The organism is Thermus albus, assembly GCF_022760855.1.
Taxonomy (GTDB): Bacteria; Deinococcota; Deinococci; order Deinococcales; family Thermaceae; genus Thermus; species Thermus albus.
This window is the reverse complement of sequence record NZ_JAKTNR010000002.1, coordinates 23,221-40,153: the sequence shown is the minus strand read 5'-3', so window position 1 is coordinate 40,153 and position 16,933 is coordinate 23,221. Positions and strand designations below refer to the sequence as shown.

The following is a 16,933-nucleotide window of genomic DNA, read 5'->3' as shown; positions in this document are numbered from 1 at the left end:
CCCGTGGCCCTCCTTCGCCTCGCCGAGGAAAAAGACCTCCCCGCCATCGCCCGGCTTTCCCACAGGACCCTCCTCCTGGGGCGGGAAGGCCCTTTGGTCTTCCCCAGCCAGGAGCTTTGGGGGGAGCTCTTCGTAGCCCCTTACCTGAGGCGGGGATGCTGTTCCCGGGTGGCGGAGGAAGAAGGGGAGATCCTGGGCTACATCCTGGGCGCCTGTTCCAACCTCGCCCTCACCCTTTACCTCCTTCCCCGCATGCCACTCCTTCTCCTCAAGCTTCTGCTAGGCTGTTACGGACCACCTCTTCCCCACCTCCGCTACCTCCTGAGGCTCCTCCTCTTCCCAGGCCCTAAGGCCCCCAAGAGCCTTTACCCCGCCCACCTGCACATCGCCGTGGATCCCAAGGCCCAGGGGAAAGGTCTGGGAAAGGCCCTCCTTAGGGATTTTCTGGAGTGCCTAAAGAAAAGCGGGGTAAAAGGGGTGCAGCTTTCCACCACCCGGGCCAACGCCGCCGCCCGGAAGCTCTACGGGAGCCTGGGCTTCCGCCTCTACGCCAAGCGGGCCAGCCCCTTCTGGGCCCCCTACCACGGCCATCCCGTCATCCACGAGGTCTGGGTTAAGGAGCTTTAAGAAAAAGACCGCGGTAAGGCCATAATGGAAGGGTGCTGCCCGAGGCCTTAAGGGGATGGGCTAGCTACCGGGACTGGCTGGAGGCCGACCCGGAGTTCCAAGGGCGCATCGTCTTTGCCCGAACCCTTCCCCAAAATCCCCCCAAAACCGTCCCCTACCAGGGCGCCTTCGCGGGGGTCCTCGAGGCCCTAGGCCTTAAGCCCTTCGCCCACCAAAAGGAAGCCCTTCTGGCGGTGGAAGAGGGAAACAACGTGGTCATGGCCTACTCCACCGCCGCCGGTAAGAGCCTGGTCTTCCAGGCCCCGGTGCTCAAGGCCGCCCTGGAGGGAGAAACCAGCCTCCTCCTCTTCCCCACCAAGGCCCTGGCCCACGACCAACTGCGGCGCCTTAGGGCCATGGCCGAGGCCTTGGGGGTCCAAGGGGTTTATCCCTACGATGGGGACACGCGCGCCGACCTTAGACGGAAGGCTCGCCAAGAGGGCCTGGTCCTCCTCAGCAACCCCGACATGCTCCACTTCGGCCTCCTGCCCCGGCATGGGGAGTGGGCCCCCTTCCTTTCCCAGCTCCGCTACCTGGTGCTGGACGAGCTCCACGCCTACCGAGGGGTCTTCGGCACCCACGTGGCCCTGGTCCTCTTCCGCCTCCTGCGCCTGGCCCGCCACTACGGGGCCAACCCCCAGGTGATCGCCGCCAGCGCCACCATCGGCAACGCCAAGGAGCACGCAGAAGGTCTGACCGGCCTTCCCTTCGTGGAGCTCCGGGAGGAGGTGGCCCGCTCGGAACGGGAGCTTTTGGTGCTCCTTCCCAAGCCCCTGGACGCCAAGGGGGAGAGGCGGCGAAGCCCCCTCCTGGAGGCCGCCTACCTGGCCCGGGCCTTGGCGGAAGGGGGTTTAAGGGGAATCATCTTCACCAACGCCCGAAGGAGCGCCGAGCTCATCGCCCGCTACGCGGCCCACCCCAAGGTGCGCCCCTACCGGGCGGGCTACACCGCCAAGGAAAGGCGCCGCCTGGAGGAGGGCTTGAAGTCTGGGGAGGTGCGGGTCCTGGTCTCCACCAGCGCCTTGGAACTGGGGGTGGACATCGGGGAACTGGACGCCGTGGTCCTGGTGGGCTATCCCGGGTCCATCTCCGCCTTCTGGCAGCGGGCGGGCAGGGCGGGAAGGGGGAGGCGGAGGGCCCTGGTGGTCTACATCCCCCGGGAAGACCCCTTGGACGAATACTTTCTCCACCGGCCCGAACTCCTCCTAAGGACCCCTCCCGAGGTGGCGGTGGCGGATCCGCAAAACCCCGTGCTCTGTCCCCTCCACCTGCACGCGGCCGCCTGGGAGAAACCCCTTGTGCGGGAGGAGATCCTCTGCCCAGAGGCGTTGGCCCAACTTAGGGAAAAGGACGGCCGCTACTACACCCCCAAGCGCCGCCCTCACCGGGACATCTCCCTGAGGGGCCTGGGGTCCACCTTCACCCTAAAGGGCCCGGATGGGGAGGTCCTGGGCTACCTGGACGAGCGCCAGGCCTACTGGGAGGCCCACCCGGGGGCGGTCTACCTGCACGGGGGGGAGAGCTACCTGGTGCGGAACATCGACCCCCAAAGGCGGGAGATCTGGCTTCTTCCCGCCCTCGAGGACTACTACACCGAGCCCCGGGCGGAAACCCACCTGGAAGTCCTCTCCGGGGAAGCCTTGGCCCATGGGGTCTGGGTGGGCCAGGTGGTCTTGCGGGAGCGGGTGGTGGCCTATGCCAAGAAGCGCTTCTTCACAGGAAGCGTCCTGGAAGAAGTGCCCTTGGATTTGCCGGAGATCACCTTCCCCACCGAGGCCCTTTGGTTCCACCCCCCCTTGGTGGTCCCACCCCACCGGATCCCCGGGGGCATCCACGCCCTGGAGCACACCTTGATCGGCCTTTTGCCCCTTTTCGTCCTGGCGGAAAGGCAGGACATTGGGGGGCTTTCCTACCCCTTCTACCCCAAGCCCCTGCCCTCGGGCGGCGGCCCCACCATCTTCATCTACGACGGCTACCCCGGGGGCGTGGGCTACGCCCGCCAGGCGGCCCGCCGCTTCCCCCAGTGGATCCAGGCGGCCTTGGAGCTCCTCAAGGCCTGCCCCTGCCAGGAAGGTTGCCCCCGGTGCGTCCTCTCCCCCAAGTGCGGCAACGGCAACCAGTACCTGGACAAGGAAGCGGCCCTTTTCCTGGCCGCCCACCTCACCCTCTCCCTACCCCAGAGGACCCTGCATTAGACTTTAGCCATGACCCCCAGGGCCACCGCCACCGGCCGCGCCATAGAGGAAAGCCCCGAGGGCTTCTTCGCCCGTTTCCGAGCCCATGGGGTGGAGGCTTACCTGTTCCCCGAACCTTGGGGAAGCCCCTTGCTGGAGGGCCTGGCCCGGGGCCAGGTCTTCTACGCCTTTGACCGGGGTACCCCCCCTGCCCCCACCGGCCCCACCTGGGTGCTCCTGCACGGGATGGTGCGGGAGGCCAAACCCCTCAGAGGGGAGGCCTTCTGGCAACGGGAGGGGGCGTCCTACCGCCTAGGGGGAAAAGCCCTCCCCTTGGACGAGGGCTTTTACTTGCTGGAAAGCCTCCTGCCCCTGGTGGTGTATGCGGAAGATCCCTTGCCGGAGATGGCCGAGGTGCTCCTCTGGCCACCTTTAATGCTCTTCCGGGAGTGAGATGCGCTGCGAATGCGGGCAGAAAAACCCCCCCGAGGCCCGTTTTTGCATGGCCTGCGGCCGGGCCCTGGGGGCCCTTTTGCCCGAGGAAAGGCGGTATGTAAGCGTTCTCTTCTACGATCTGGTGAACTCCAGCCAGCACTTCCAAGCTGGCCTCCAGGTGGCCTACCAGCACCTGCAGGAGGCCCTCGAGGAGGCCGCTCGCGTGGCCCGGGCCAAAGGAGGTTTCGTCCACCGCTTCCTGGGGGATGGGATCCTGGTCCTCTTTGGGGCCCCCAGGGCTCGAGGCAAAGAGCCCTGGCGGGCCCTGGAGGCCGCCTTGGAGATGGTGCGCACCTCCCCTTTGCCCGCCCGGGCCGGGGTGGCCAGCGGGGAGGTGCTTTGGGCCCCCTTGGGAAGCGGCCAGGCAGGCGAACCCACCGCGGTGGGCCCCCCGGTGGTCCTGGCGGAGCGGCTCAGCAAGATGGCCCTCCCGGGAGAGGTGCTCACCGAGTCCCAAACCCTGGCCCTGGCCCGAGGGGTGGAGGCGGAAGGCCTGGGCCTCCGGGAGGCCAAGGGCCTGGGAACGGTGGAGGTGTCCCGGGTGAAGGCGGTCCAGGTGAAGCTTGACCCGGACGGCCAGGCTCTTCTGGCCCTCCTTCAGAAAACCTTCGGTCGTTTCCCCGCCCGCCTGAACCTGGTGGGCCCGCCGGGAAGCGGCAAAAGCCTAATCCTGGAGAAGTTTTTGGAAACCTGGCCCCATCCCGTGGTGGTCCTGGACCGTATGGGGCCCGAGACACCCTTGCGCGCCACCTTGCGCCAGGCGGTGGAGGCAACCTTTGGCCAAGTGGAAAGGTTCCTGGCCCTGGGGAAACTCCCTCCCCAGCTCTCCTTGGCCCTGCGCTACAGCCTGGGCCTCGAGGAAAAGGGCCCCGAAGGGGCTAGGTTGGCTAGGGTGGCCCGTCCCCCCTGGGAGCGGAACGTTCTGGAGCAAACCATCTTTGAAGCTTGGAAAAGGGTTTTGGAAAACCTACCCCATCCCGTGTTTTTGCTGGCCAAGAACCTCCACGCCCCTGATGCCACCCTGCGGCGCCTCCTTGAGCATCCCTTTCCCAACCTCATGCTCCTGGTGGAGAGCCGTAGGCCCATCCTCCAGCCCGTCCTGGAGGTGAGGGGTCTGAAGGCACCCCCGCTTCTCGCCCTTCAGCCCGCCTTGGATGCCCTCCCCCCCGGAGAACGGAACGCCCTCCTCGCCCTGGGAGTGGTGCACGAGGCCCTAATCCCCTCCCCGGAAGATCCTGGGCCCCCCCCTCGCGGTTGGGAAGGCCTAAGGGAGCTTTTAGAGCGGCTTGTGGGCACCTTTTCCCCCAAGCGCTTGGAAGAGGAGGGCCTTGTGGAGGAGGGCACACCCCTGCCCGAGGTCCTACAGGCAGCCCGAGCCCTGGTGCCGGAAAGCCGGGCCAAGGCCTGGCATCTGGAGGCGGCCCAGTTTTACCGGGAAAAGCGGGCCCTATGGCCCATGGCCCAGCACCTGAAGCGGGCAGGGCACGGACGGGAAGCCGCACAGGCCTTCCGGATCCTTGCCCAGGCCGCCTGGCGGCAAGGCCATCCGGAAAGGGCCATACCCCTTTACCAAGAAGCCTTGGAGGCCGCTCCTCCAGACTGGCGGGAACCTCTAGCGAAGGAACTAAAGGACGCCCGGGCCTCCCTTGGCCTGGACCAGGAAGCCAGAGGAGGCCCTAGGTCCCAAGACCCTGTCCTGGAGGCTTTCCGCCAGGCCACACATCCCTTGGACCTCCTCCCCTTGCTTTCCGGCCTCAAACCCTACCCCCTAGAGGAGGCCCAGGCCCGGCTTAGGGTGGCGGGGGCCCTTTGGCGGGCCTTCCAGCCCCGGCAAGCCCTGGAGGTCCTCACCGAACCCCATCCCCTGGTCCCCACCCCCCTCAAGATCCACCGGCAGAGCCTAAGGGCGGGCCTCCTCATGGACCTGGGCCGCTACGCCGAAGCGGAGGCCCTGCTAACGGAGGCACCGCCCGGGGACCTGGAGTCGGAAACCCGCTTCCACGCCACCCGGATCCGCCTCCTTCTGGAAACCGGCCGCCTCCCCCAGGCCCTGGAGGAAGGGGAGGCCGCTTACCGCCAGATGCCCCACCCCTGGCTGGCTGCCGCCCTCCTCTCCGCCTGGACCTTGAGGGGGCGCTTCCGGGAGGATCTTTTCCAAGAAGCCCTGCGGCATCCCGACGGCAAAGGCCTGGCGGTATTGGCCCTGGCCCACCACCGCTGGCAAAAGGGCCAAGACCCCACCCCCCTCCTCAAGGAGGCCTTACGGGAGGCCAGGCGGCTATCCAATCCCTACGTTTACCATCTGGCCCTGACCTCCTTGGCCCTTTACCTGTGGCCCAAGGCCCCAAGAAGGGCCCAGACCCTCTCCCAGTACCTCCTCTACCAGACCCACCGCACGGGGTTCGCCGTGCACCTGGAGGTGGCCAGGCTCTTAAGGTCCCAACTCCTTCTGGAGGAAGGGGAAAGGGTGGACCACCTCCTAAGCTTTGTCCCCTCCGTGCCCCTGACCCAAGTCTGGCACGCGGTCTTGGCGGGGGCCAAGCCGGAAGGCCGCCTCCGGGGTTACGGTATCCTGGGAAGGTGGGTCCTAAGGCTTTGGCGTAAGCGGGGGGTAGGATGGACACCGGTCAAGCGGTAGAGGCCATCAAGCGCCGCCTCTCCCTCAAGGAGGTGGTTTCCCGGTACGTGGCCTTGAAGCCCGCGGGCCGCGGCCGCTGGAAGGGCCTCTGCCCCTTCCACCAGGAAAAGACCCCCTCCTTCTACGTGGACGAGGAGAAGGGGCTCTTTCACTGCTTCGGCTGCAAAGCAGGGGGGGACCTTCTCGCCTTCGTGGAAAAGATTGAGGGCCTGGACTTCCTTGGGGCCTTGGAGCGCCTGGCGGAGGAGGCTGGGGTGGAGATCCCTAAAGCCGGCACGCCCGCCAAACGCCGGGAGCTTTTTGACGTTCTGAAGCTGGCCCAAGCCTACTTCCTGGAGGGGCTAAAGGCCTCCCTCGAGGCCCAGGCGTATCTGGAAAGCCGAGGCCTCAACCCGGAAAGCATAGCCCACTTTGGCCTGGGCTATGCCCCCCCCAAGGGGGATGGCCTCCTCACCCACCTGAGCCGGCACGGCATCAGCCCGGAGGAAGGCCTTAAGGCCGGGGTCCTGGCGGAAAAGGACGGGCGCTTCTACGACCGCTTCCGGAACCGCATCACCTTCCCCATCAAGGACCACCTGGGGAGGATCGTGGCCTTCACGGGGAGGGCCCTGGGGGATGAGGCCCCCAAGTACCTGAACTCCCCGGAAACCCCCCTCTTCCGCAAGCGGGAGGTGCTCTTCGCCTACCCCGAGGCCAAGGCCAAACTGCGCGAGGGGCGGGCCATCGTGGTGGAAGGGCTTTTTGACGCCATCGCCCTCCACCAGATGGGCTTCACCGAGGCGGTGGCGGTTTTGGGCTCGGGGCTTTCCGAGGAGCAGGCCCACCTTTTGGCGATGCAGGAGGTGCGGGAGGTCTACCTGGCCTTTGACGCCGACGAGGCCGGGCAAAGGGCCACCCTGCAGAGCCTGGACCTCTCCTTGGCCCGGAAGTTCCTCTTCTATGCCGTGCGCCTGCCCCGCAAGGACCCCGGGGAGCTCCTTCTCCTCCCTGAGGGTCCGGCCCTCTTCCAAAAGGCCCTGGAGGAGGCCCTCCCCGAGGTGGAGTTCCGCTTCCAGGAGGCCAGCCGGGGCCTGGACCTAACCCGGCCCGAGCACAAGCGGAAAGCCTTGGAAGCCCTCACCCCCAGGATGCTTTCCTCAGAACCCTTTGACCCCGTGGCCGACCGCCTTAAGGCCCTGGTGGTGGAGCGGCTGGGCCTTTCCCCCAGGCAACTGGAGGACTACCTGGCCAGCCTCAAACGGGGCAAGCGCCCACCCCCCCAACCCCCCAAGGCCGAGCCCAAAAACCGGGTCCTCCTCCTGGAGCTGGACGTGATGGCCCTCCTCCTCTCCCTTCCGGAGGAGCGCTTTGCCGAGTGGGTGCACCACACGGCCCTTCACGTATGGCCCCCGGAAGGCTCCCTGCTCTCCGAGTTCTTGGAGCTGGCCAGCCGCGAACCCCGACGGGATTACCTGCGCCAGGTGCTAAGCCGCAAAGAAGCGGGGGGCATCCTTCTGGAAAGGCTGATGCTGGTCCCCTCCATGGACGAGCCCAGGTTCCCAGAACTCCTGGAAAAAACCCTGGCCCGCTTGCGGGAAGCCTATTACCTGGAGCGTCGAGCCAAGCTGAAAGAAGAGCTTCACCGTAACCCCAGCCTGGAGATCCTGCGAGAAATCCAGGAACTGGACCAGGCCATAGAGGCGGAAAGACGCATTTACCGGAGGCTTTAAGGTAAAATCCCCTTGGGCGTAGGCCCAGGGAGGTACAAGATGAAAGGCCCCGTTCGCGTGGCGGTAACCGGCGCCGCAGGCCAGATCGGCTACAGCCTTCTTTTCCGCATCGCTGCAGGGGAGATGCTGGGAAAGGACCAACCCGTGATCCTCCAGCTTCTTGAGATACCCCAGGCCCTGAGAGCCTTGGAGGGGGTCATCATGGAGCTGGAGGACTGCGCCTTCCCCCTCTTGGCGGGGATCGTGGCCACGGATGACCCTAAGGTGGCCTTTAAGGACGCCGACTACGCCCTTTTGGTGGGAGCAGCCCCCAGGAAGGCGGGCATGGAGCGCCGCGACCTCCTGGAGATGAACGGCAAGATCTTCACCGAGCAAGGCCGGGCCCTGGCGGAGGCGGCCAAGCGGGAGGTTAAGGTCCTGGTGGTGGGCAACCCCGCCAACACCAACGCCCTCATCGCCTACAAAAACGCCGAGGGCCTGGATCCCAGAAACTTTACCGCCATGACCCGGCTGGACCACAACCGGGCCAAGGCCCAACTGGCCAAGAAGACGGGTGTTCCCGTGGACCGCATCCGCCGGATTGCCGTTTGGGGCAACCACTCCTCCACCATGTTCCCCGACCTCTTCCATGCGGAGGTGGACGGCAAACCCGCCTTGGAGCTGGTGGACATGGAGTGGTACGAAAAGGAGTTCATCCCCACCGTGGCCCAAAGGGGCGCGGCCATCATCCAAGCCCGGGGGGCTTCCAGCGCCGCCAGCGCCGCCAACGCCGCCATCGAGCACATCCGCGACTGGGCCTTGGGCACCCCTGAAGGGGACTGGGTTTCCATGGCCATCCCTTCCGACGGCTCCTACGGGGTCCCCGAGGGGATCGTCTACTCCTTCCCCGTCACCGCCAAGGATGGGAGGTACGAGATCGTCCGGGGTTTGGAGATCAACGACTTCGCCCGCAAGCGGATGGAGATCACCGCCCAGGAGCTTCTGGACGAGATGGAACAGGTAAAGGCTCTGGGGCTCATTTAGGGCTTTCGCACCCCACCCTGGCCCAAGGCCAGGGTGGCTTACGTTTTCATCCAGGCCTCCGGGGCCCAAGGGTAGACCACCCAGGCCTCCGTGGCCTCGGCGTACACGTCGGGTTGGTCCGGCACCTGGTTCCGGCCGGGCTTGAAGTGCAGGGTGGCCACCAAGGGAAACCCACCCGCCTGGCGCACCCGGAGCTTCACCGCCAGGGCTGTCCGCCCCGAGTCCCACACGTCATCCACCACCAAAACCCTTTTGCCGAAAAGCAAAGGATCCGGGGGAAACTGCAAGAACACCGGCTCAGGAAGAGCCTCCTCCCCCTCGTAGAACACCACCGCTGCCGTTAGGATGTCCCGCATCCCCAAGGCCTGGGCCAGAAGGGCCGTGGGGATGAGCCCGCCCCGGGCGATGCCCAGGATGAGGTCAAACTCCTCCCCCGGAAGCCTCCCAACCAGGTGGCGTACCAGGCGAAGGAGATCCTCCCAAGAGAGGAAGGTCCTTTCCATCAGGGCTTGTCCAGCTCAAAGGCCTGGTGCACCGCCCTTAGGGCCGCCTCGGCATACTGGGCAGGGATGATGACGGAGATGCGCACCTCGCTGGTGGCGATCATCTCAATGTTGGCCCCGGTGGAGGCCACCGCCTGGAACATCTTGGCGGGGATCTCCGGGGCCGAGGCCAACCCCACCCCCACGATGGAGACCTTGGCGATGTCAGGGCGGAGAAGGGCCTCCCCCCCGATCTCGGCCAGGACAGGTTCCAGGGCCTCGAGGGCCTCCTGGGCGAAATCCTTCTTCACGGTAAAGGCCATCTGCTGCCGGGAAGGATCGTGCCCGGGAACCCCTTGGATGATCATGTCCACGGCGATGCCCCTCTCCGCCAAGGCCTGGAAAACCTTGGCGGCAATCCCCGGCTGGTCGGGAATGCCGATAAGCCCAATCTGGGCGTGATCCAGGTCTAGGGCCGCACCCGTCACCACCTTGCCCATTTCCATGTTGACCTCCTTCACCAGGGTACCAGGGTTATAGGAGAAGCTGGAGCGCACGTGGAGCACCACCCGGTAACGCTTGGCATAGTACACCGCCCGAGGGTGGAGGACCCTGGCCCCCAGGGCGGCCATCTCCAGCATCTGGTCGTAGCCGATAACCTCCAGTTTGCGGGCCTCGGGGATCAGGTGGGGATCGGTGGTGTAGACCCCTTCCGTGTCCGTGTAGATCTCGCACTCCTTGGCCCCCAAAGCGGCGGCGATGGCCACGGCGGTGGTGTCGGAACCTCCCCGGCCCAAGGTGGTGATCTCCCCCTCGAGGGTGGTGCCCATGAAGCCGGCGATCACCGCCACATACCCTTGATCCAAAGCCTCCTGAATGCGGGTAGGGTTTACCTCCAGGATGCGGGCATCGCCAAAGCGCCCATCGGTGAGGATGCCGATCTGGTGTTGCACAAACCCCCTGGCCGGGATGCCCATGGCCCATAGCTGCATGGATAGGAGGGCCACGGAAACCTGCTCCCCGGTGGTGGTGAGGAGGTCCAGCTCCCTAAAGGGGGGTCTTGGGTTCACCCGCTTGGCCAAGGCGATGAGCTCGTCGGTGGTGTGGCCCATGGCCGAGACCACCACCGCCAGCCTATGCCCCTTTTCCCGGTAGTGGGCGATGCGCTGGGCCACCTTGTGGATGCGCTCCAGGTCGCCCACGGAGGTGCCGCCATATTTTTGCACGACCAGGGCCACGCTTGCCTCCTTGCCGCCATGGGGGCGGCTTGAAAAGGAATACTATCACATTTGCCCATCCACCCCAAGCCCCGTATCCTGGAGCATTGTGGGCCTGACCCTAGCCGAGTACCACCGCCTCACCCCCTTACCCCGGCCCGGGGGAGCGCTTTACGTGAAGCCGGGGGCCAGGGGGTATCGGGACCCGGTCTTTGAGCTTTTGCAGCGCACCGTGGAACCCTTTGGCGAAAGAGCCCTGGACCTTAACCCAGGGGTAGGCTTGGGAAGCCTTCCCCTGGAAGGCCAGATGCGGGTGGACAGGCTGGAGACCTCCAGGGCCGCCTTCCGGTGCCTCGAGGCCAGCGGCCTAAGGGTCCGCCTCGCCCCTCCATGGGAGGCGGAGGAGAACGCCTACCACCTGGTGGTCCTGGCCCTGCCCGCAGGCCGGGGCACCGCTTACGTGCAGGCCACCCTGGTGGCCGCCGCCCGCGCCTTACGGATGGGGGGGCGGGTGTATCTGGCCGGGGATAAGAACAAGGGGTTCGAGCGCTACTTTAAGGAGGCCCAGGCCCTCTTGGGCTACGGCAAGGTGCTGAAGCGGGAAGGCCCGGTGCGGGTAGCCCTTCTGGAAAAGGAAAAAGAAGCCCCACCCCTACCCGCCCTCTGGCACCGCTTTGCGGCCACGCTTCTCGGAGAGTCCTTCACCTTCTTCCACCTCCCCGGGGTCTTTTCCGCCGGGAAGGTGGACAAAGCCTCGGTGCTTCTTCTGGAGGCCCTGGTGGGGGAGGTAGGCCGGGAAGGCATCTGGGGAAAGCGCATCCTGGACCTGGGGGCAGGCTACGGGGCCCTCACCCTTCCCTTGGCCCACATGGGCGGGGAGGTGACGGCCCTAGAGGACGACCTGGTCTCAGTCCTCTCTTTGAAAAGGAACCTGGTGGAGAACCAGCTCACCGCCCTGGTGCTCCACTCCGATGTGGACGAGGCCTTGACAGAAGGCGAGGCATTTGACATCATAGTTACGAACCCCCCTTTTCACGTGGGGGGAGCGGTTATCCTGGATGTGGCCCAGGCCTTCGTGGAAGCGGCGGCGGCCCGGCTAAAGCCGGGCGGTGGGTTTTTCCTGGTGGCTAACCCCTTTCTCAAGTATGAGCCCCTACTGGAGGAGCGCTTTGGCGCTTTTAGGACGCTTTTGGTGAAGGAGTACAAGGTGCTTTTCGCCCAAAAGGCCAACCGGGGATAGAACCCCCAAGGAGGGAGGTCCGCGTTGAAGAAGACCAAGAACAAGGCAAAGCAGGTTACCGCTGGGGAAGAGGAAAGGATGTCCGTCCAAACCCAAGAACCCACCAACGCCCTAGAGAAATCCTCCAAGGCCTCCCCGGCCAAGGTGAGCCCTGGAGGGGCCGCCTCGGAAAACCGGGGGAAAACCCCTCCCCAGGAGGAAACCGCTCCCGAGGAGATGGCCCCTGCTGCCCAGGATCCCCAGAGGAGCTATCTGGAGGAGGGGCCGGAGGAACCCCAGCTCGAGGCGGAGGAGCCCGACCTCGCCCCCGAGATCTTCCTGGAGGAGCCCCTGGACCCCATGGGGGAGGAGGGTTTCCTGGAGGCCGACGACCTCATTCTCCCCGAGGAAGGGCCTTCCCCGGACTACCTGGGCGAGGAGCTCTTTGAGGAAGAGGAGGAACTGGCCCTTCCCAAGGTTTCCACCTCCGATCCCGTGCGCCAGTACCTGCACGAGATCGGCCAGGTCCCCCTCCTCACCTTGGAAGAGGAGATCGAGCTGGCCCGCAAGGTGGAGGAGGGCATGGAGGCCATTAAGAAGCTCTCCGAAGCCACGGGCCTGGATGGGGATTTAATCCGCGAGGTGGTCCGGGCCAAGATCCTGGGCTCCGCCCGCATCAGCCAGATCCCCGGCCTAAAGGAGAAACTGGACCCCAAGACGGTGGAGGAGATTGACCAAAAGCTCAAAAGCCTCCCCAAGGAGCTTAAGCGCTACCTGCACCTCGCCCGCGAGGGGGAGGCTGCCCGCCAGCACCTCATAGAGGCCAACCTGAGGCTGGTGGTTTCCATCGCCAAGAAATACACCGGCCGAGGGCTCTCTTTCCTGGATCTAATACAGGAAGGCAACCAAGGCCTCATCCGGGCGGTGGAGAAGTTTGAGTACAAGCGGCGCTTCAAGTTCTCCACCTACGCCACCTGGTGGATCCGCCAGGCCATCAACCGGGCCATCGCCGACCAGGCCCGCACCATCCGCATCCCCGTGCACATGGTGGAGACCATCAACAAGCTCTCCCGCACCGCCCGCACCCTGCAGCAGGAGCTGGGGCGGGAACCCACCTACGAGGAGATCGCCGAGGCCATGGGCCCGGGCTGGGATGCCAAACGGGTGGAGGAAACCCTCAAGATCGCCCAGGAGCCGGTCTCCCTGGAAACCCCCATCGGGGACGAAAAGGACAGCTTCTATGGGGACTTCATCCCCGACGAGAACCTCCCCTCCCCCGTGGACGCCGCCGCCCAGAGCCTCCTGGCGGAGGAGCTGGAAAAGGCCCTCTCCAAGCTTTCTGAGCGGGAGGCCATGGTGCTGAAGCTGCGCAAAGGCCTCATAGATGGACGGGAGCACACCCTCGAGGAGGTGGGCGCCTACTTCGGCGTCACCCGGGAGCGCATCCGCCAGATTGAGAACAAAGCCTTGAGGAAACTCAAGTACCACGAGTCCCGCACCCGGAAGCTCCGGGACTTCCTGGACTAAAGGCGAGGTGGGGCCAGGGAAAAGCGGGCCACCTCTTGGAGGTGGCCCTCATCCTCGTCCCGCACCAAGGCCACCTCCCTCACCAAAAAGGAACGGCGGGGTACTGGAGGAAGCCTCTTTGCCAGCTCCTGCGCCTCCTCCTCGCTAAGGCCCAGGGCCAGGGTGATATGGGGTATGTAACTCGGGCCCTCTATTTCCTTTAGGGGAGGCGCCAAAGGCTCTAAGGCATGGTAAAGCCGCCGGAAAGGGCTACCCCCGTAGGCCCTCAGGTAGACCACCCCTTGGGGAAAATAGCCCCAGGCTCCCAGGCGCAGACGAAAGGGGGCATGACCCCGGAGGATGCCCGAAAGGGCGATCTTCAAAGCCTCCTCCTCGTAGGGCCAGTCAAAGGGCTGGCGCAGGTTAAGGTGCGGTGGACCAAAGCCCTTAATGCCGTGAAGGGCCTGAAGCTCCTCCAGAAAAAGCCTCAGGTCCTCCGGCGGCCATACCAGCACCCCGTACACGCCGCCCAGTATACCCGCTACACCCCCCTGGCCCTCGGCTTCACTGAGACCCCTTGCCCCCCCAAGGCCCATGGGATGTGGGCTAGGACCACAAAAGGTGGCGCCCACGATTTTGCTCAAGGGGGCTCGGCAAAACCCCACCTGTACCCATGCCGTCCTCCTGGCCCCGCTGAAGGCCCTGCAGTAACCGGTAACAATAGCCCTGGCGTCCCACACCCCAGGGCCTTTCGTCTTAACATGTGTGCGTGAAGCGCACCTACCTCTATCGGGGCCGAATCCTTAATCTAGCCTTGGAGGGCCGCTATGAGATCGTGGAGCACAAGCCAGCGGTGGCCATCATCGCCTTAAGGGACGGGAAGATGCTCTTTGTGCGCCAGCCCCGGCCTGCCGTGGGGCTAGCTCCCCTGGAAATCCCCGCTGGCCTTATGGAACCGGGGGAAGACCCCTTGGAGACAGCCCACAGGGAGCTGGCCGAGGAAACGGGCCTTGCGGGAGACCTTACCTTTCTCTTCAGCTACTACGTTTCCCCAGGCTTCACCGATGAGAAGACCCACGTCTTCCTGGCGCAAAACCTTAGGGAGGTAACGGCCAACCCCGACGAAGACGAGGCCATAGAGGTGGTCTGGCTGGAGCCGGAAAAGGCCTTAGAGATGCACCACAAAGGCGAGGTGGAGTTTTCCGCCACCGGTCTGGTGGGCGTACTTTACTACCATGCTTTTCTCCGAGGTCGCTGACGTTCCCAAAGGGGCCAAGGTGGTGGCCGTGGGCTCCTTTGATGGGGTGCACCTGGGCCATCAGCACCTTTTGCACCTGGCCCATGCCGAGGCCAAGAGCCTTCACCAGCCCCTTTTGGTCTACACCTTTGACCCTCCCACCAAGGTCTTCACCCGGGGGGAGGGGTTCCTGATGGACCTTACGGAAAAGGTGGAGGCCTTAAGGGCTCTAGGGGTGGAGCTCATCCTGGCGGTAGCCTTCAACGAGACCTTCGCCCAGAGGGAGGCGGAGGAGTTCCTGGAGGACCTAAAGCGGCAGGGAGCCAGCCGCATCTATGTGGGGGAAGACTTCCGTTTTGGCAAGGGAAGGGCCGGGGGGCCCGAGGACTTGGCCCGGGTGGCCCCAGTGCGCACGGTTCCCCTTCTGACCCTGGGTGGGGAACCGGTGAAAAGTAGCCGCATCCGCGCCCTTTTGCAAGAGGGCCGGGTGGAGGAGGCCCGCCACCTTTTGGGCCGGCCCTACGGGGCCTATGGGGTGGTGGTGGAAGGGGAAAAGCTGGGGAGGAAACTGGGCTTTCCCACCGCCAACCTGGCCATTCACCCGCAAAAGGTGCTCCCCCCCGGGGTTTTCGCGGTGGAGGCCCACGGAGCCTTTGGCCAGTACAAAGGGGTGGCCAACGTAGGCACAAGGCCTACCCTAGGCGGTACGGAACGGCGCCTCGAGGTGCACCTCTTGGGCCTTGCCCAGGAGATCTACGGGGAGGAGATGCGGCTAAATTTTCTAAAACGCCTTCGGGAGGAAAGGCGGTTTTCCAGCCTCAACGAACTCAAGGCCCAAATCGCCCAGGACATCGCCGCCGCCAGAAGATACTTTGGCCTCTGATACCACCCCGGCCTGAAGGGAGGCAAGGCGGCGTTGGGTACATTCCTCCCCGTGGCAACAGGGTAGCTTATACCCGTGGACTGCACACGCCTGGCCGAGGCCTTGGCGGAAGCCCGGGGACGGCAAGAGGTCTTCCGCCGGGCCCTTACCGCCTTGGAAGAGGCTGGGGTGATCCGGTGCGGGGAAGCCTACTGGGTGGACGAAGGCGTATCCCTCTTCCAAATGCAGGCCTGCCGATCCACTTGCCCCTTGGTGGCCCGTTCCCGCCTCCTAGCCCAGGAGGCACTTAAACGTGGCACCCCGTTGCAAGAAGATTCCTTTGTTGCCCTTCCGGTGCGACAAGGGGAGAAAACCCTGGCTGTGGTGGTGCTGAGCCTGAAGGAGGGGCAAGCCATTCCTGAGGCCCTGCCCGCCCTCCTCCTCCTGGCCTTGAAGCGCCCGGGGTTGGAGCTGGCGGGGAGGCTGCTTATTGCCCAGGAGGAGGAAAGGCGCCGGGTGGGCCGGGAGCTCCACGACGGGGTGGGGAGCCTTCTCACCGCTGCCCTCCTCACCCTGAAGGTGGCCGAAAAGCGCCCCGAGAAGCTTCCCGAGGCCCGCAAGCAGGTGGCCGAAGCCCTGGAGGAGGTGAGGAAACTCTCCCGGGAGCTCCGCATGTCCCTTTTAGACGATCTGGGCCTGAAGGAGGCCCTTTTGCGCTACCTGGAGGAATACCGCAAGCATGGCCTCGCGGTGGAGGTTCAGCTGGACCTACCCCCCCTTCCCAAGGAGAAGGAAATCGCCCTTTTCCGGGTGGTGCAGGAGGCCCTGACCAACATCCTGCGCCACGCCCAAGCCCAGCGGGTATCCGTGCGCCTCTGGCCGGAAGGGGACCGGCTTTTTGGCCGGGTGGAGGACGACGGCAGGGGCTTTGACCCGGAAAGAACCCCTGCCTCCGTGGGGCTTTTGGGAATGCAGGAGCGGATCCAAAACCTAGGGGGAAGCCTCATCCTCCATAGCCGACCCGGCCAGGGCACCCGGGTGGAGTTCGGGGTACCCCTATGAGGGTGGTGCTGGTGGAGGACCACCACCTGGTGCGCAAAGGGCTCCGCCTGCTCCTGGAGGAAACCGGCCACCAGGTGGTGGCGGAGTTTGCCCGGGCGGAGGAGGCCTTGGCCACCCCCTGGGAGGCAGACCTGGTCCTTTTGGACCTTAACCTGCCGGGCATGGGGGGCCTCGAGGCCCTGCCCCCCTTAGCGCAACGGGCCAAGGTGTTGGTGGTCTCCATGCACGACGAACCCGCCTATGTGGCCCGGGCCTTCGCCTTGGGAGCCAAGGGGTACCTGCCCAAACACGCCCTGGACCAGGACCTGCTGGAGGCCATGGACCGCCTGGCAAGGGGGCTTCGTTACCTCCATCCCAGCCTGACGGAGGCCCTCCTCGAAGGCCAGGCGGAGCCCGGGCCCGAGGCCCTTTCCGAAAGGGAACGGGAGGTGGTGGCTCTCCTGGCCCAGGGGTATACCCTTTCCCAGGTGGCCCACCGGTTGGGCATCTCGGTGAAGACCGCCTCCACCTACAAGGAAAGGGCTCTCAACAAACTGGGCCTCGAGGATACCCCCCAGTTGGTGCGCTGGGCCCGGGAGCACGGCCTGGCCTAGGTGAGGGCGCGCCCTAAATGGGGCCCCCTTCTCCAGGACATTTGCCTTAG

15 protein-coding genes are annotated in these 16,933 nt (G+C 65.2%); 12 read left to right on the top strand and 3 right to left on the bottom strand.

The features are described from left to right. The first annotated feature begins 3 nt into the window (after window positions 1–3). The 6 genes from L0D18_RS02175 to L0D18_RS02150 are packed head-to-tail and all read left to right on the top strand — an operon-like array spanning window position 4 to window position 8,705. A complete protein-coding gene (locus tag L0D18_RS02175) occupies window positions 4–627 on the top strand; it encodes a GNAT family N-acetyltransferase (RefSeq protein ID WP_243027094.1) in 624 nt (207 codons plus the stop codon). 32 nt (window positions 628–659) lie between these two features. Continuing rightward, window positions 660–2,861, top strand: a complete 2,202-nt coding sequence (locus tag L0D18_RS02170; RefSeq protein ID WP_243027092.1) for a DEAD/DEAH box helicase — start codon at window positions 660–662, stop codon at window positions 2,859–2,861. 9 nt (window positions 2,862–2,870) lie between these two features. After that, the gene (locus L0D18_RS02165; protein WP_243027090.1) at window positions 2,871–3,293 is read left to right on the top strand and encodes a hypothetical protein; all 423 of its coding nucleotides are present in this window, start codon (window positions 2,871–2,873) and stop codon (window positions 3,291–3,293) included. A 1-nt stretch (window position 3,294) separates the two neighbouring features. Then, window positions 3,295–5,973: an adenylate/guanylate cyclase domain-containing protein gene (locus L0D18_RS02160; protein WP_243027088.1), complete on the top strand. Its 2,679-nt coding sequence runs from the start codon at window positions 3,295–3,297 to the stop codon at window positions 5,971–5,973. Then, complete coding sequence (gene dnaG / locus L0D18_RS02155) at window positions 5,952–7,682, top strand: DNA primase (RefSeq protein ID WP_243027086.1); 1,731 nt, start codon at window positions 5,952–5,954, stop codon at window positions 7,680–7,682. The genes L0D18_RS02160 and dnaG overlap by 22 nt, the downstream gene beginning before the upstream one ends. A 39-nt stretch (window positions 7,683–7,721) precedes the next feature. After that, window positions 7,722–8,705, top strand: coding sequence for a malate dehydrogenase (locus L0D18_RS02150; RefSeq protein ID WP_243027085.1), 984 nt, complete (start codon window positions 7,722–7,724; stop codon window positions 8,703–8,705). 38 nt (window positions 8,706–8,743) lie between these two features. On the opposite strand, the gene L0D18_RS02145 is transcribed toward L0D18_RS02150, so the two are convergent. Then, the gene (locus L0D18_RS02145; RefSeq protein ID WP_243027084.1) at window positions 8,744–9,208 is read right to left on the bottom strand and encodes a phosphoribosyltransferase; all 465 of its coding nucleotides are present in this window, start codon (window positions 9,206–9,208) and stop codon (window positions 8,744–8,746) included. Next, the gene (locus L0D18_RS02140; RefSeq protein ID WP_243027082.1) at window positions 9,208–10,425 is read right to left on the bottom strand and encodes an aspartate kinase; all 1,218 of its coding nucleotides are present in this window, start codon (window positions 10,423–10,425) and stop codon (window positions 9,208–9,210) included. The genes L0D18_RS02145 and L0D18_RS02140 overlap by 1 nt, the downstream gene beginning before the upstream one ends. Window positions 10,426–10,513: 88 nt before the next feature. Between L0D18_RS02140 and L0D18_RS02135 the strand changes: the two genes are divergently transcribed. After that, the gene (locus tag L0D18_RS02135) at window positions 10,514–11,644 is read left to right on the top strand and encodes a class I SAM-dependent methyltransferase (RefSeq protein ID WP_243027081.1); all 1,131 of its coding nucleotides are present in this window, start codon (window positions 10,514–10,516) and stop codon (window positions 11,642–11,644) included. Window positions 11,645–11,860: 216 nt separating this feature from the next. Then, the gene (gene rpoD / locus L0D18_RS02130) at window positions 11,861–13,150 is read left to right on the top strand and encodes an RNA polymerase sigma factor RpoD (protein WP_423247890.1); all 1,290 of its coding nucleotides are present in this window, start codon (window positions 11,861–11,863) and stop codon (window positions 13,148–13,150) included. Here rpoD and L0D18_RS02125 read toward each other — a convergent pair. Beyond that, window positions 13,147–13,653, bottom strand: a complete 507-nt coding sequence (locus tag L0D18_RS02125) for a 2'-5' RNA ligase family protein (protein WP_243027079.1) — start codon at window positions 13,651–13,653, stop codon at window positions 13,147–13,149. The two genes, rpoD and L0D18_RS02125, sit on opposite strands and share 4 nt — an antisense overlap. Window positions 13,654–13,898: 245 nt before the next feature. Here L0D18_RS02125 and L0D18_RS02120 point away from each other — a divergent pair, with 245 nt between their 5' ends. The 4 genes from L0D18_RS02120 to L0D18_RS02105 all read left to right on the top strand — a co-directional run bounded on the left by L0D18_RS02120 (window position 13,899) and on the right by L0D18_RS02105 (window position 16,883). Then, on the top strand, window positions 13,899–14,387 hold the full coding sequence (locus L0D18_RS02120) for an NUDIX domain-containing protein (RefSeq protein ID WP_243027078.1): 489 nt from the start codon (window positions 13,899–13,901) through the stop codon (window positions 14,385–14,387). Beyond that, window positions 14,365–15,249, top strand: a complete 885-nt coding sequence (gene ribF / locus L0D18_RS02115; protein ID WP_243027077.1) for a riboflavin biosynthesis protein RibF — start codon at window positions 14,365–14,367, stop codon at window positions 15,247–15,249. Before L0D18_RS02120 ends, ribF begins: the two co-directional genes overlap by 23 nt. A 75-nt stretch (window positions 15,250–15,324) precedes the next feature. Then, window positions 15,325–16,290 carry a sensor histidine kinase gene (locus L0D18_RS02110; protein ID WP_243027076.1) on the top strand — a complete coding sequence of 322 codons (966 nt, stop codon included), beginning with the start codon at window positions 15,325–15,327 and terminating at the stop codon, window positions 16,288–16,290. Next, window positions 16,287–16,883, top strand: coding sequence for a response regulator (locus tag L0D18_RS02105; protein ID WP_243027075.1), 597 nt, complete (start codon window positions 16,287–16,289; stop codon window positions 16,881–16,883). Before L0D18_RS02110 ends, L0D18_RS02105 begins: the two co-directional genes overlap by 4 nt. Window positions 16,884–16,933 lie beyond the last annotated feature (50 nt).